This is a genomic window from uncultured Slackia sp., from assembly GCF_959608125.1.
Lineage (GTDB): Bacteria > Actinomycetota > Coriobacteriia > Coriobacteriales > Eggerthellaceae > Slackia.
In genome coordinates this window covers 1-13,477 of sequence record NZ_CAUHPG010000017.1, presented here as the reverse complement: position 1 = coordinate 13,477, position 13,477 = coordinate 1, and the positions used below count along the sequence as shown (strand labels likewise).

The following is a 13,477-nucleotide window of genomic DNA, read 5'->3' as shown; positions in this document are numbered from 1 at the left end:
TTCGCATGCGCCGCTCCTCGGGGCGGCGCATTGCTTGACCTCGCAGAAGCCGAACCTTGCGTTCGGCTTTTTATGCATTCGCCGTGGCCGAAGGCGTGCCGAACGGTTCGCGGCGATTCGACGAAGCATCCCGAAGGAGGACCGAATGTCCGATATCAAGACCATCGAAGGCGTCGACGTGCGCGGCAAGCGCGTCATCGTCCGCGTCGATTTCAACGTTCCTATCAAAGACGGCGTGGTCGGCGACGATACGCGCATCCGCGCAGCGCTGCCCACGATCGAATATCTCGTGAACGGCGGTGCGAAGGTCATCCTGATGAGCCATCTGGGCCGTCCTGCCGGCGAGGGCTTCGAGGAGAAGTTCACGCTTGAGCCCGCCGCCGCCCGTCTCGCCGAGCTGATCGACGCCCCCGTGGCCTTTGCCTCCGACACTGTGGGCGACGACGCGCGCGCCAAGGCGGCCGAGCTGGCCGACGGGTCGGTTCTCGTGCTCGAGAACCTGCGATTCGACAAGCGCGAGAAGAAAAACGATTTCGCATTTTGCGAGGAGCTCGCGTCCCTCGCCGAGTTTTACGTCAACGACGCGTTCGGCACCGCGCATCGCGCGCACGCCTCGACTGCGGGCATCGCTTCGCTACTGCCCGCATACGCCGGTTTTCTTTTGGCGGGCGAGGTCGAGACCCTTTCGGGCATGCTCGACGCGCCGAAACGTCCCTTCGTCGCCATTCTCGGCGGCTCCAAGGTGTCTGACAAGGTGGGTGTGATCGACGCCTTGATCGACAAGGCCGACACGATCATCATCGGCGGCGGCATGTGCTTCACCTTCCTGCTCGCGCAGGGCAAGGCCGTGGGCACCTCGCTCAAGGAAGAGGATTGGGTCGAGCGTGCCGGCGACATGATCGAGAAGGCGCAGGCCGCAGGTGTGAAGCTGCTGCTTCCCGTCGACGTGGTGGCCGCCGACGCCTTCGCCGAGGATGCCAACGCGCTGACCTGCTCGGTCGATGCCATCCCGGCCGACATGATGGGCCTCGATATCGGACCCGAGACCGAGAAGCTCTACGCTGCAGCCATTGCCGAGGGTTCGACGGTGTTTTGGAACGGCCCGATGGGCGTGTTCGAGATGAAGGCTTTCGAGCACGGCACCCGTGCGGTCGCCGAGGCGGTCGCGGCCAGCAAGGACGCCGCCACGATCATCGGCGGCGGCGACAGCGTCGCTGCGGTGAACAAATTCTCGCTCGCCGACGAGATGACGTTCATCTCTACGGGCGGCGGGGCGTCCATGGAGCTTGTCGAGGGCAAGACGCTTCCCGGCGTCGCGGCGCTTCGATAGAAGGTGCATTCGCGCCGCGTCGGATCGTTCGGCGCGGCGTTTTACGTCGGCGCCTCTCGCCGGTGCGGCAGGGGCGGAAGGCCGACGCATACGTCAACCGCATGCAAAGGAGGCTTGTATGATGCGCAAACCCATCATCGCAGGCAACTGGAAAATGAACATGACGCCGGCGGAAAGCGTGGTGCTTTCCCAGGGCATATCGAATCGCTATGCCCGTGGTTGGGACAAGGTGGACGTGGTGCTGTGTCCGCCCTCGATCGACCTGCGTTCCGTGGTCACGGTGCTCGATTTCGATAAGTCGAACATCGATGTGGGCGCGCAGAACGTGCATTGGGAGCCTTCTGGAGCTTTCACGGGTGAAATCAGCATTCCCATGCTCAAGGATGTGGGATGCACGTGGTGCATCGTCGGCCATTCCGAGCGTCGCGAGATGTTCGCCGAGACCGACGTGCAGGTCAATCGCAAGGTGCGCGCCCTCGTCGAGGCCGGCTTGAAGCCGATCGTCTGCGTGGGCGAGAGCCTGTCCGTACGCGAGGCCGACCAGGCCGAATCGTTCGTTTGCGACCAGGTGCGCGCCGCTTTGGCGGGGTTGGAGCCCGAAGAGGCGGCCGTGTGCTGCATCGCTTACGAGCCCATCTGGGCGATCGGCACGGGACGCACGGCCACGCCCGAGCAGGCCGAGGCTATGGCGGCCGCGATTCGCACCACGGTACGTGAGCTTTCAGGCGACGAGACGGCCGATGGCATGCGCATCCTGTACGGCGGCTCGATGAAGCCTGCCAATGCCGAGACGTTCCTCGCGTGCGAGAACGTCGACGGCGGCTTGATCGGCGGCGCGGCGCTCGACGCCGATGATTTCGCCGACTTGGTGAAGATGGCGGCCGCCCGCTAAGGCTATCCGTCGTCGCGTATCGAAGGAATGAAGGGGGAGCGCGCGGCGTGGGCCGGACGACCGCGCGCTACGTCGGTCCCGACGGGGCCTTGACGACCGGCCAGGAGGAATCATGAATTCGAAGCTTCGTCTTCCCGCCCTGCTCGTCATCATGGACGGATTCGGGCTCGACGCCCCTTCCGACGGCAACGCCATCTCGCTGGCGGACACGCCGCGTCTCGACGACCTGTTCGAGAGCAGGCCTTTCGTCGCGTTGGAGGCGTCTGGAGAGGCCGTGGGCCTGCCTGCCGGCCAGATGGGCAATTCCGAGGTGGGACACCTCAATATCGGCGCCGGCCGCGTGGTCTATCAGGAGCTCACGCGCATCGACAAGGCGTGTCGCGAAGGCGCGATCCGCGATAACGACGCTATCAACGAGGCGATCGACGCCGCGACCGCAGCGGGCGGCGCTCTGCACCTGATGGGCCTTCTTTCCGACGGCGGCGTGCATTCGAGCAACGAGCATCTTTACGCGCTGGTTCGACACGCCGTGGCGCGCGGCTCGAACGACGTTCGCATCCATTGCTTCATGGACGGCCGCGATGTCTCTCCGCGCAGCGGCGCGGGCTTTATCGAAGAGCTCGAGTCGGTGCTTGCGGGCGACGATATCGCAGGCAAAGCTCGTATCGCCAGTGTGAGCGGCCGCTATTACGCGATGGACCGTGACAAGCGCTGGGACCGCGTGCAGCGCGCCTATGAGGCCGTGGCCTGCGGAATCCCGCATCGCGACGTTTCGGCGAAAGAGGCGATCGAGGCTTCGTATGCGGCGGAGGTCACCGACGAGTTCGTCGAGCCCGTGTCTTTGGACGGTCGCGGCATGCGCGACGGCGATGCGGCGATCTTCTTCAATTTCCGCCCCGATCGCGCCCGCGAGCTTACACGCGCGCTGGTCGACGTCGATTTCGACGGCTTCGAGCGCTGCGTCAGGCCCGCCGTGAAGCTCGTGTGTCTGACCGAATACGATGCGACGATCGACGCGCCCGTGGCGTTTCCGAAGGAGTTCCCCGAAAACGTGCTGGCCGACGTCTTGGCGGCGGCGCAGCTGCGTCAGTACCACATCGCCGAAACCGAGAAATACGCCCATGTGACGTTCTTCTTCAACGGCGGCGTCGAGGCGTGCAAGGAGGGCGAGAGCCGCTCGCTCGTGGCAAGTCCCAAAGTGGCTACCTACGATTTGCAGCCCGAGATGAGCGAGCCCGAAGTCGCCGATACGCTGGCCGCGGCCATCGCGGCCGATGAAGCCGATGTCTACATCGTGAATTTCGCGAATTGCGACATGGTGGGCCACACGGGCGTTATTCCCGCGGCGAAGGCTGCCGTAGAGGCGGTGGACGCGGGTGTGGGCAAGGTGGTCGACGCGGTGCTCGCCAAGGGCGGCTTCGCTTTGGTGACCGCTGACCACGGCAACGCCGACAAGATGATCGCCGAAGACGGTTCTCCCTACACCGCGCATACCTCGGCGCCCGTTCCGCTCGCGCTCGTCGACGACGTCGACGAAGCGGCGCTCGGCACCCCCGAAGGCCGTGCGGCGGCTCTGTGCGATATCGCGCCGACGCTGCTCGATGCGATAGGCCTTGCGGCGCCTGAGGAAATGACGGGCGCGAGCCTGCTTCGCCGTTAAGATTGCGTGTCTGTGAATTCGTCTCTTCTATCCCGAACGCTTTAGCGTGCAATAGTGGTAGTATAGCCTCCACAATATGCTCGACCGTGGCGAACGCGCCGGAGCCGGCTCCGGCGCGTTCGCCGTCTCATAGGAGGTAGCGCCCATGATCGTTATCGTTCGCGAAGCCGTCGCACCCGAAGGGCTTGATGAGCTGTGCGGCTATCTTCGGTCCCAGAACGTTCAGCCGCATGTCATCATCGGTGAAAAACAGACCGTCGTCGGATTGATCGGCGACACGACATCGATCGATATCCATCATCTCGAATCGATGGATCAGGTGGCGGCGGTGCGTCGCGTTTCCGAGCCGTTCAAGAAGGCGAATAGGAAATTCCATCCTGACGATACTGTGATCGAGGTGGGCGGCGTCAAGTTCGGCGGCGGGAATTTCGGCGTCATGGCCGGCCCTTGTTCTGTCGAAAGCGAAGAGCAGTGCATGACCATCGCCGAATCCGTTAAAAAGGCCGGCGCAACGGTATTTCGCGGAGGGGCGTTCAAGCCTCGCACGTCTCCGTATGCGTTCCAGGGCATGGGCGAAGAGGGCCTGGCTATCCTTTCGAAGGTCAAGCGCGAATTCGGCATGCCGATCGTTTCCGAAATCATGGACGCGCGCGACCTGCCGCTGTTCGACGACATCGATATCCTGCAAGTCGGTGCGCGCAACATGCAGAATTTCACCTTGCTTAAAGAGCTCGGCAAGACCGACAAGCCGATCCTGCTCAAGCGCGGCCTCGCGGCGACTATCGACGAGCTTCTGATGGCGGCCGAGTACATCATGGCGGGCGGCAATGAGCGCGTCATGCTGTGCGAGCGCGGCATCAGGTCGTACGACACGCGAACGCGCAATGTGTTCGACGTCTCCGCCGTTCCCGTATTGAGGGACCTGACGCATCTTCCGATCATCGCCGACCCGAGCCATGCGACGGGCTATACGCGCCTTGTGCCGCCCGTTGCCTATGCCGCGACGGCCGCCGGGGCCGACGGCCTCGAGGTCGAGGTCCATCACGATCCCGCACATGCGGCTTCCGATGGCGCTCAGGCCCTTTTGCCCGAGCAGTTCGACGAGATGATGCGCCGCCTGTCGTCGATCAGGGCGGCTGTCGTCGATCCGCTGACGGAGTCCTAGGATGGATTCGGTAGAAGAGTCCTTTGCCATGCCGCACCGCGTAGGCGTTGTCGGACTCGGTCTGATCGGCGGGTCTTTCGCGAAGGCGTACGCCGATGCCGGCGTGACCGTTTTCGGCACCGATGCCGACGAGCGCAGTCTTGCGGCGGCTATGGCCGAAGGCTGCGTTGCGGATGTGCTCGACGAGTCGACGGTTGCTGAATGCGATTTGATAGTGGTCGCGCTGTATCCGCAGGACACGATAGACTGGGTGCGCTCCATGGCGTCGTATATCGGAGAGGACGCGCTGGTGGTCGATTGCGGCGGCGTGAAGCGGCCGATTTGCGAGGCGTGCTTCGAAGCGGCCGAACGCTCGGGCTTCGTGTTTCTTGGCGGACATCCCATGGCAGGCACCCATAAAAGCGGATTCCGTGCCGCGCGCGCCGACTTGTTCGCCGGCCAGCCCATGGTGCTCGTCGCTCCGCCGATCTACGATCCTGCGCTTATCGTCCGCGCTCGGCAGGCTCTCATCCCTGCGGGCTTCGGCTCGTTTTCGGTCACCACGCCTGAGATGCACGACCGCCTGATCGCCTACACGTCCCAGCTTGCGCATGTGGTCAGCTCGGCGTTCGTGAAAAGCCCGACGGCCCAGAAACACCGCGGGTTCTCGGCGGGAAGCTACAAAGACCTCACGCGCGTCGCCGAAATGAACGCGGCCATGTGGACCGAGCTGTTCCTCGACAACGCCGACAACCTCGTCGTCGAGCTCGATTGCGTGATGGCGGAACTGGCCCGTTATCGCGAAGCGCTGGTCGAAGCCGACGCCGGAGTCCTGCATGACTTGCTTGAAGAAGGGTCGCAGGCCAAGCTGCGTGCCGACGGCCGCTATGCCGACGCGAAGGTGGCGACGCTATGAGTACGGTAAGAGTGGAGGCATCGAGGCCTTACGACGTTGCGATCGACGAATGCTCGATCGACGAGGCGGGCGTGCTCGCCGCTTCGATCGGCGGCGATGCGGCGTTCGTGGTAAGCGACAGCAACGTGGCGCCGTTGTATCTCGAGCGCGTGATGCGTTCGCTTTCCGCGGCAGGGTTCGCCGTGTCGGAATTCGTCTTCGCGGCAGGCGAGGCATCCAAAAATCTTTCGACCTATGGGTCGTGCCTGCAGGCGATGGCCAAGGCGGGTTCGACCAGGTCTTCTTTGGTTGTGGCCCTCGGCGGCGGCGTGGTGGGCGATATGGCCGGGTTCGCGGCGGCCACGTACATGCGCGGTTGTCGCTGCATACAGATTCCAACGTCGCTTCTGGCCTGCATCGATTCGTCGGTAGGCGGCAAGACCGCGGTCGATCTTCCTCAGGGAAAGAATCTGGTCGGCGCATTCTTCCAGCCGTCCGCCGTATTGATCGACACGACGGTGCTCGCCACGCTTTCGCCGCATTTTTTCACGGATGGTTGCGCCGAAGCCGTTAAATACGGAGTCATCGCCGACGCCGGCTTATTCTCGCTGCTCGAGACTCCGCTTGTGCCAGGGGATGCTCGTCTTGCCGACGTCATCGCCCGCTGCGTGGCGATCAAACGCGATATCGTGCAGGCCGATGAATGCGAGCATGGAGTGCGCATGCTGCTGAATTTCGGCCATACGTTGGGCCATGCGATAGAGAAAGCGTCGGAATTCCGAATCACGCACGGTTTCGCGGTGGCGAGCGGCATGGCCATGGCGGCGCGCGCCTGCGCGGCGCGCGGCCTGTGCGACGTCGCCGATGCGCAGCGCGTCGCGTCGGTCGTCGAGGCCTACGGCATGTCTGCACGCGCTCCGTTTTCTCCGGAGCTGCTTTACGAGGCAGCGCTTTCCGATAAGAAGCGCACGGGCGGCGTGATGAACGTGGCGGCTATGGAGGGCATCGGCCGCGCGCGAGTGCTGCCGCTCGATTTGCAGGATTTCAGACGTTTCGTGTATGAGGCGTGTTCGTAGGGTTCGTGCGTCGTTTTCGACGGCTGCGGACGCAATGAAAGGAAGGCGAGGGTAGCGATGGCATCTCGCATCGGCGCTCATTTCTGCGTCACGATATTCGGGCAGAGCCATTCGGCGGGTATCGGCTGCGTCATAGAGGGCGTCCCTGCGGGCAAGGCGGTCGATCTCGACGAGTTGCAGGCGTTTCTCGCGCGTCGCGCTCCAGGCGGCATGCCATGGTCGACGCCGCGCAAAGAAGCCGACCTGCCTGAGTTTTTGAGCGGCTTGGTCGACGGCGTGACCTGCGGCGCCCCGCTCGCCGCCGTTATCCGCAACACTAACACGCGAAGCGGCGATTACGAGGCGTTGCGGCGTACGCCGCGCCCGGGCCATGCCGACTATGTGGCAGAGGTGAAATTCGGCGGCGCGCAGGACGTGGCGGGCGGCGGACATTTTTCGGGCCGGCTGACCGCCCCGTTATGCATTGCGGGCGGCATCGCCAAACAGCTTCTTGCCGAGCAGGGGGTCTTCGTGGGCGCGCATCTGGCGCGTGCGGCGGGCATCGACGATGCGGCGTGGCCGTCGCAGGGTATCGATTGCGACGACGTTTCGGCTCCCGGTCTCAAGGAGTTCCCCGTCATCGACGATGCGGCGGGCGACGCCATGAAGGCCGCGATCGCCTCCGCGCGTGCGAGCAGAGACAGCGTCGGAGGCGTGGTGGAATGCGCCGTCGTCGGGCTGCCGGTCGGCATCGGCGAGCCTATGTTCGACGGGTTGGAAAACGCCATCGCGCGCATCGTGTTCGGCATCCCCGCCGTCAAGGGCGTCGAATTCGGCAAGGGCTTCGCTGCCGCCGATATGCGCGGCTCGCAGCACAACGACCCGTATCGCATGGACGCGGGCGCGGTGGCGTTCGAATCGAATAACGCGGGCGGCATTCTGGGCGGCATTTCGACGGGAGAGCCGCTGATCATGCGCGCCGCGTTCAAGCCCACGTCGTCGATCTTCATCGAGCAGCACAGCGTCGATTTGCAAGAAGGGCGCGATGTCGATTTCGCGTTGAAGGGCCGTCACGACCCCTGCGTCGCCGTGCGCGCCGTTCCCGTGGTGGAAGCCGCATGCGCCGTGGCAGTGTACGACTTGATGCTGGAAGCGAGGCTGGACCGATGAGCCGAAAGACCGATACGGATATCCGCGCGGCCGAGCCTGTCGATTTGGCGGTATCGCGCGAAAGAATCGATGCGATCGACGGGCGCATCGTCGAGCTTTTCGAGGAGAGGATGCGCGTTGCGGCCGACGTGGCCGCATACAAGCGTGCGAAGGGCCTCGCCGTACTCGACCGCGAACGCGAGGCGCGCAAGGTCGAATCCGTGCAACAGGCCGCGTCGGACGAATTCAAACAGTACATGGCTCCGCTGTTCGACTTCATCATGGAAATGAGCAGGGCGTATCAGCATGGGCTTTTGGAAGACGACCCCGCGTCGCCCGCCGAGCCTGCGCGAATCGGCGCCCTTCCCGCCGCGCCGCGCGCCGCGTGCCAGGGCGTGGCGGGAGCGTATTCCCACGCGGCGGCGCGGGCGCTGTTCCCCGAAGGCGACGTCGCGTTCTGCGACAGCTGGGCGCGCGCCTGCGACGAGGTGTGCCGAGGTACGGCCGATTATGCCGTGCTGCCGCTCGAGAACTCGACCGCCGGAACGGTGAACCGCGTCTACGATCTGCTGGTGCAGCGTGGATTGTTCATCGTGTCGTCTCTTTCATTGAGAATCGAACATGCACTGCTGGCCAAGGAAGGCTGCCGGATCGATGAAATACGCGAAGTCTTCTCGCATGAGCAGGCGCTCCGTCAATGCGACGGCTTCATTGCAAGTCTTGCCGGCGACGTGCGTGCAACAGTGTGCGAAAACACCGCCACGGCCGCCCGCACGGTGGCAGACGATCCGCGTCGCGACGTGGCTGCGATCGCCTCGCCTGCTTGCGCCGATTTGTACGGATTGTCGGTCTTGGCCGATGCGGTTCAGGACGAATCGGACAATTTCACCCGCTTCATCTGCGTGGCGCGCACGCCCCAGATGACGGCCGATGCCGATCGAAGCTCGTTTCTGCTCGTGCTTGCGCATGAGCCGGGCTCGCTTCATCGCGTGCTCGCGCGGATCGCGGCGCTCGGGGCGAATCTGCTCAAGCTGGAAAGCAGGCCCATTCCTGGCAAGCGGTTCGATTTCATGTTCTACGTCGACGTCGCTTCGGTTCCCTCCGACGGTATGTTCGACGACCTGGTCGCCCAGGTTTCGCCATTATGCGAGAGCTTCTCCTATCTGGGCAGCTATCGCGAGCAGGCACGTTAAGGCTGCATTCGTTTTCATCCGTAGGAATCGTGAAGAAGGGAGGCTCTGGCTATGAGGAACTGCGACGACGCGCCCGTGTACGGGCTTCTGGGGAGAACCCTCGGTCACAGCTACTCGCCGAAGATCCATGCCTTGCTGGGCTCGTACGAATACCGTCTGTTCGAAGTGGAGCCCGAGGATGTCGAGGAATTCGTGCTGCATGGCCGCTATGACGGGATCAACGTGACCATCCCGTATAAAGAGACGGTCATGTCGTTGTGCGACGAGCTGTCCGACGCCGCGCGCGCCATCGGATGCGTCAATACGATCGTGCGCAGGCCGGGCGGCACGCTTTACGGCGATAACACCGATTACTACGGCTTTTCGTACTTGGTCGACCGCGCAGGGGTCGATCCCGCGGGGCGCAAGGCGCTCGTGCTCGGTGCGGGCGGAGCGTCGAAGACCGTCTGCGCGGTGCTGCGCGACCGCGGAGCGCGCGAGGTCGCCGTGGTCTCGCGTAATCTTCCCGGAGCGGGCTTCAACACGATCGCCGACCATTACGACGCCGATATCCTGGTGAACACGACGCCTGTCGGCATGTATCCGAATTGCCCGGAGTCGATTGTGGACTTGGAGCCGTTCACTCGAACGGGGGAGATGCGCGCCGGATACCGCGACGGTCTGAACGCCGTGGTCGATGTGGTCTACAATCCGGCGCTCACAGGGATTCTTCTGCAGGCCGAAAAGCTCGGCATCACGTGCGCGAACGGCCTTTCCATGTTGGTGGCGCAAGCCAAGCGTGCTAGCGAGGTATTTCGCGGCGTGTCGATCGACGATTCCTTGATGGAGCATGCGATCGCTCACGTAGCGGCCGAGATGCGCTCGGTCGTGCTCATCGGCATGCCAGGCGGCGGGAAGAGCACGATCGGCGCCCTTCTGGCCGAGCGGATCGGGCGTCCGTTCGTCGATGTCGACGACCGTATCGCACAGATGGCGGGCGTGTCGATCCCCGATATATTCGAGCAGCAGGGCGAAGCGGCGTTTCGCCGGTACGAGACCGACGCAACGCAGGAGGTCTGCAAGGCGTCAGGGCTTGTGCTCGCTTGCGGCGGCGGCGTGGTGACGCAGCCGCGCAACTACGACCTTCTCCATCAGAACGCGGTCATCGTGCTGCTGCGCAGGCCGCTTGAGCTTCTAGAATGCGGCGGGCGTCCGGTGAGCATGGCGATGGGGGTGGCAGAGCTCGCACGGCGGCGCGGCAGGCTGTATGAAGCGTGGGCCGACGTGGCGATCGATAACGACGCGGCTCCCGAGGTCGTGGTCGACCGCATCGCCGCGGCGTTGCAGGCAGATGGAAGGACGGTGTGCGATGGGCGATGACCGTCGCTGCGCAGGGGCCGTGTCGGCTCCGGCGTTTCTGGTCCTCAACGGACCCAATATCAATATGCTCGGGCTGCGTGAACCCGACATTTACGGCAAAGAGGATTACCAGGCGCTTCTCGATCTTGTCGAGCGCACTGCCGAAGAAGAGGGGTTCACTGCGGCATGCTATCAGAGCAACCATGAAGGCGACCTGGTGGATGCGATTCAGCAGGCCTACGGCGTCTATGACGGAATCGCAATCAACCCCGCAGCGTACACGCATACATCCGTCGCTATCCTCGACGCGCTGAAAGCCGTCGGCATCCCGTTCGTCGAGGTGCATATTTCCGCGGTGGAGAAGCGCGAAGACTTCCGTCAGGTTTCGTATGTGCGCCAGGCGGCGCTGCATACGATTACAGGCCGCGGCATCGGAGGCTATCGGGACGCTCTTCTGTTTTTGCGTGATTTCCTTGCGAAAAGCCGCGCTGAGCGTCTATAATTCATGGCTTGTATATTTATCTCGCACAATCGGTAAGGAGAAGTAACGTGAATCCGTTGCTCATCGCTGTTCTCGTCGTCTGGGCCCTGTCGGGCATCGGACTCATCGTGTTCGTTCTGCTTCACTCGGGCAAAGGCACGGGTGTTTCCGATATGATCGCCAGCTCGCTGTATTCCACGCAGACCGGCACCAATATCATCGAGAAGAATCTCGACCGTATCACGATTATCTTCGCGGTCGTTTTCATGGTGTCGCTGCTGGTTCTTATGGTCATCTACCCCCAGGGCCATATCGCGCAGTAAAACTTTTTTAAATTTCTTCTTGCCTTTAGCGTGACGTTGGGCGAGAATACTAACTCGCAGCCGATAAGGCTGACACGTCGGAGTGGTGGAACGGCAGACACGCTAGCTTGAGGTGCTAGTGCCCATTTACCGGGTGTGCGGGTTCAAATCCCGCCTCCGACACCATCGAAACCGAAAGGCGACCGCAAGGTCGCCTTTTTTGTTTCAACAGCAAAGCCTGCTTTGCATTCGTTCTGGAAAACGCCGCGAAGCGGCGCTGTTTCCCTGCGATTCTCTTTTGAGTCGGAGGGAAGTGGAAAGCGATGCACCTTGGCTCCCGATGCCGCCTTTGCGACGGACGCCGGGATCGAGCTGAATGGCGCGATGCCGATGGGGAGGTTGATGATGCGTCCGCCGGCGACATAGCGTCCGTTTCTGCGTCGACTGTGCTGCTCGGCGCTTTGCTTCGGCATTCGCAAGCGCTGTCGGGGATTTTTTCAAAATTACCTCTTGCCATCGCGTGCAGTCTGCCATAAAATACTAACTCGCAGCCGATAAGGCTGACACGTCGGAGTGGTGGAACGGCAGACACGCTAGCTTGAGGTGCTAGTGCCCATTTACCGGGTGTGCGGGTTCAAATCCCGCCTTCGACACCATCGAAACCGAAAGGCGACCGCAAGGTCGCCTTTTTTGTTCCTCAGGACTTTTATGCGTGTCGCGATGTGTCGGTCGGGCATATACGACGAGCTTTTGCATGGTCGATCTTCTCATCAGGGCGGTGCATTTTATTTCGTGCGCTGCTTGGATCGAAGCATGTAGCCCGCTTGGGTCATGCCGTCTGAAAATAGGGCGCATCATGCGGCGTCATTTTCTGTGCATGCTTGCCGAATGGCAGAGGGGTGCTCTGCTTTCTCGTCGTCATCTTTTTGTGCAAGGGAAAATCCGATTTCGAATCGATTGGCTATTTCCCTAGGTGAAACAAGCTATTCGCATATATCGATCGGGGAATCGAGCAAGAAACCGAGCCGATTCGGAAAGAAATTTAAAAAAAGTGCTTGCGCTTAGTCGGAGCAAGGGATAATATATCAACTCGTCGGTTCGAGCGGTTCGCTTCGAACCACAGCGAATGGGCGGTTAGCTCAGGGGGAGAGCACTACCTTGACACGGTAGGGGTCACAAGTTCAAATCTTGTATCGCCCACCATTTGCGGACATGGCTCAGTTGGTAGAGCACAACCTTGCCAAGGTTGGGGTCGCGGGTTCGAGCCCCGTTGTCCGCTCCAGATTACGCAGGCCTCGCAAAAGCGAGGCCTTTTCTTTTTCAAATCATTTTCGTATTCGATCGGTCGCTCGCACTTTAGAGCGAAAAACGTATTCCAAATCGCTGTGTTTGCCGAGGGTATCGAGCTCGATGCCCGTGGGCTTCCGTTAAGCAGGCGTGCGTGGCGCTCGGTTTTGCGCCCGATCGCCATTGTTCGCATGCGCTCGCGTGGGCCAAGGGGATGGTCGCGATGCGTTTCCTGGGGCCGTTGGCAGGTGGGGTAGGACTTCGGGCTTTCGCCGCGATGGTGCAAAAGCTGTCGCGGGGAAGCCCGACGCGTTTTCTGCGCGCTTGCGGATTCCGATTCGTATAGGCAATGGGCGTGCAGCGGCCGTATGCGCTGTCGTCAGGCGGCGTACGACCTTTTTGCCGCGAAGATGGCACGGACTTCCCCGTTGCGGTTCCAGGCCATCGTGAGAGGTCGTCGTGCTGTCGAGCTGCCATCGAGGGCATGTTCGTTGACGATCGTGTATTGCCTTTCCGTCCCCTCGGAAAACTTTTTCAAAAAAGTACTTGCATCAAGGACAGGCAAGGGATAATATATCAACTCGTCGGTTCGAGCGGTTCGCTTCGAACCACAGCGAATGGGCGGTTAGCTCAGGGGGAGAGCACTACCTTGACACGGTAGGGGTCACAAGTTCAAATCTTGTATCGCCCACCATTTGCGGACATGGCTCAGTTGGTAGAGCACAACCTTGCCAAGGTTGGGGTCGCGGGT

The 13,477-nt window shown here is 62.2% G+C and carries 12 protein-coding genes and 5 tRNA genes; 16 read left to right on the top strand and 1 reads right to left on the bottom strand.

The features are described from left to right. Nucleotides 1-145: 145 nt before the first annotated feature. The 12 genes from pgk to Q6E04_RS06290 all read left to right on the top strand — a co-directional run bounded on the left by pgk (nt 146) and on the right by Q6E04_RS06290 (nt 11,625). A complete protein-coding gene (gene pgk / locus Q6E04_RS06345; protein WP_303249956.1) occupies nt 146-1,330 on the top strand; it encodes a phosphoglycerate kinase in 1,185 nt (394 codons plus the stop codon). Between the two features lie 118 nt (nt 1,331-1,448). Beyond that, the gene (tpiA, locus tag Q6E04_RS06340; RefSeq protein ID WP_303249955.1) at nt 1,449-2,222 is read left to right on the top strand and encodes a triose-phosphate isomerase; all 774 of its coding nucleotides are present in this window, start codon (nt 1,449-1,451) and stop codon (nt 2,220-2,222) included. 112 nt (nt 2,223-2,334) lie between these two features. Beyond that, nucleotides 2,335-3,882, top strand: a complete 1,548-nt coding sequence (gene gpmI / locus Q6E04_RS06335; protein WP_303249954.1) for a 2,3-bisphosphoglycerate-independent phosphoglycerate mutase — start codon at nt 2,335-2,337, stop codon at nt 3,880-3,882. A 145-nt stretch (nt 3,883-4,027) separates the two neighbouring features. Beyond that, nucleotides 4,028-5,047, top strand: coding sequence for a 3-deoxy-7-phosphoheptulonate synthase (gene aroF, locus Q6E04_RS06330; RefSeq protein WP_303249953.1), 1,020 nt, complete (start codon nt 4,028-4,030; stop codon nt 5,045-5,047). A 1-nt stretch (nt 5,048) separates the two neighbouring features. Next, nucleotides 5,049-5,942, top strand: a complete 894-nt coding sequence (locus Q6E04_RS06325; RefSeq protein WP_303249952.1) for a prephenate dehydrogenase/arogenate dehydrogenase family protein — start codon at nt 5,049-5,051, stop codon at nt 5,940-5,942. Continuing rightward, nucleotides 5,939-6,997 (top strand): 3-dehydroquinate synthase, encoded by a 1,059-nt coding sequence (gene aroB / locus Q6E04_RS06320; protein WP_303249951.1) that lies wholly within the window; start codon nt 5,939-5,941, stop codon nt 6,995-6,997. The genes Q6E04_RS06325 and aroB overlap by 4 nt, the downstream gene beginning before the upstream one ends. Before the next feature lie 57 nt (nt 6,998-7,054). Further along, nucleotides 7,055-8,146, top strand: coding sequence for a chorismate synthase (aroC, locus tag Q6E04_RS06315; RefSeq protein ID WP_303249950.1), 1,092 nt, complete (start codon nt 7,055-7,057; stop codon nt 8,144-8,146). Next, nucleotides 8,143-9,318, top strand: a complete 1,176-nt coding sequence (locus tag Q6E04_RS06310) for a bifunctional chorismate mutase/prephenate dehydratase (protein ID WP_303249949.1) — start codon at nt 8,143-8,145, stop codon at nt 9,316-9,318. Before aroC ends, Q6E04_RS06310 begins: the two co-directional genes overlap by 4 nt. Nucleotides 9,319-9,369: 51 nt before the next feature. Continuing rightward, the gene (locus tag Q6E04_RS06305) at nt 9,370-10,677 is read left to right on the top strand and encodes a shikimate kinase (RefSeq protein WP_303249948.1); all 1,308 of its coding nucleotides are present in this window, start codon (nt 9,370-9,372) and stop codon (nt 10,675-10,677) included. Further along, nucleotides 10,667-11,158: a type II 3-dehydroquinate dehydratase gene (locus tag Q6E04_RS06300; RefSeq protein WP_303249947.1), complete on the top strand. Its 492-nt coding sequence runs from the start codon at nt 10,667-10,669 to the stop codon at nt 11,156-11,158. Before Q6E04_RS06305 ends, Q6E04_RS06300 begins: the two co-directional genes overlap by 11 nt. 47 nt (nt 11,159-11,205) lie before the next feature. Then, entirely contained in the window at nt 11,206-11,460 is a 255-nt protein-coding gene (gene secG, locus Q6E04_RS06295; RefSeq protein ID WP_123197418.1) for a preprotein translocase subunit SecG, read from the top strand. A gap of 76 nt (nt 11,461-11,536) precedes the next feature. Then, nucleotides 11,537-11,625: transfer RNA gene (locus Q6E04_RS06290), tRNA-Leu, on the top strand. Here the strand turns inward: Q6E04_RS06290 and Q6E04_RS06285 are convergent. Beyond that, the gene (locus tag Q6E04_RS06285) at nt 11,604-11,912 is read right to left on the bottom strand and encodes a hypothetical protein (protein WP_303249946.1); all 309 of its coding nucleotides are present in this window, start codon (nt 11,910-11,912) and stop codon (nt 11,604-11,606) included. The two genes, Q6E04_RS06290 and Q6E04_RS06285, sit on opposite strands and share 22 nt — an antisense overlap. Nucleotides 11,913-12,006: 94 nt before the next feature. Between Q6E04_RS06285 and Q6E04_RS06280 the strand changes: the two genes are divergently transcribed. The 4 genes from Q6E04_RS06280 to Q6E04_RS06265 all read left to right on the top strand — a co-directional run bounded on the left by Q6E04_RS06280 (nt 12,007) and on the right by Q6E04_RS06265 (nt 13,420). Further along, nucleotides 12,007-12,095: transfer RNA gene (locus Q6E04_RS06280), tRNA-Leu, on the top strand. A gap of 472 nt (nt 12,096-12,567) precedes the next feature. Continuing rightward, nucleotides 12,568-12,642 (top strand) — tRNA-Val (locus Q6E04_RS06275). A gap of 3 nt (nt 12,643-12,645) precedes the next feature. Further along, nucleotides 12,646-12,721 (top strand) — tRNA-Gly (locus Q6E04_RS06270). 624 nt (nt 12,722-13,345) lie between these two features. After that, nucleotides 13,346-13,420 (top strand) — tRNA-Val (locus tag Q6E04_RS06265). Nucleotides 13,421-13,477: the final 57 nt, after the last annotated feature.

Excerpts from the sequence above, each read along its gene's own strand:
- pgk (WP_303249956.1), top strand. The coding sequence starts at position 146 with ATGTCCGATATCAAGACCATCGAAGGCGTCGACGTGCGCGGCAAGCGC.
- tpiA (WP_303249955.1), top strand. The coding sequence starts at position 1,449 with ATGATGCGCAAACCCATCATCGCAGGCAACTGGAAAATGAACATGACG.
- gpmI (WP_303249954.1), top strand. The coding sequence starts at position 2,335 with ATGAATTCGAAGCTTCGTCTTCCCGCCCTGCTCGTCATCATGGACGGA.
- aroF (WP_303249953.1), top strand. The coding sequence starts at position 4,028 with ATGATCGTTATCGTTCGCGAAGCCGTCGCACCCGAAGGGCTTGATGAG.
- Q6E04_RS06325 (WP_303249952.1), top strand. The coding sequence starts at position 5,049 with ATGGATTCGGTAGAAGAGTCCTTTGCCATGCCGCACCGCGTAGGCGTT.
- aroB (WP_303249951.1), top strand. The coding sequence starts at position 5,939 with ATGAGTACGGTAAGAGTGGAGGCATCGAGGCCTTACGACGTTGCGATC.
- aroC (WP_303249950.1), top strand. The coding sequence starts at position 7,055 with ATGGCATCTCGCATCGGCGCTCATTTCTGCGTCACGATATTCGGGCAG.
- Q6E04_RS06310 (WP_303249949.1), top strand. The coding sequence starts at position 8,143 with ATGAGCCGAAAGACCGATACGGATATCCGCGCGGCCGAGCCTGTCGAT.
- Q6E04_RS06305 (WP_303249948.1), top strand. The coding sequence starts at position 9,370 with ATGAGGAACTGCGACGACGCGCCCGTGTACGGGCTTCTGGGGAGAACC.
- Q6E04_RS06300 (WP_303249947.1), top strand. The coding sequence starts at position 10,667 with ATGGGCGATGACCGTCGCTGCGCAGGGGCCGTGTCGGCTCCGGCGTTT.
- Q6E04_RS06285 (WP_303249946.1), bottom strand. The coding sequence starts at position 11,912 with ATGCCGAAGCAAAGCGCCGAGCAGCACAGTCGACGCAGAAACGGACGC.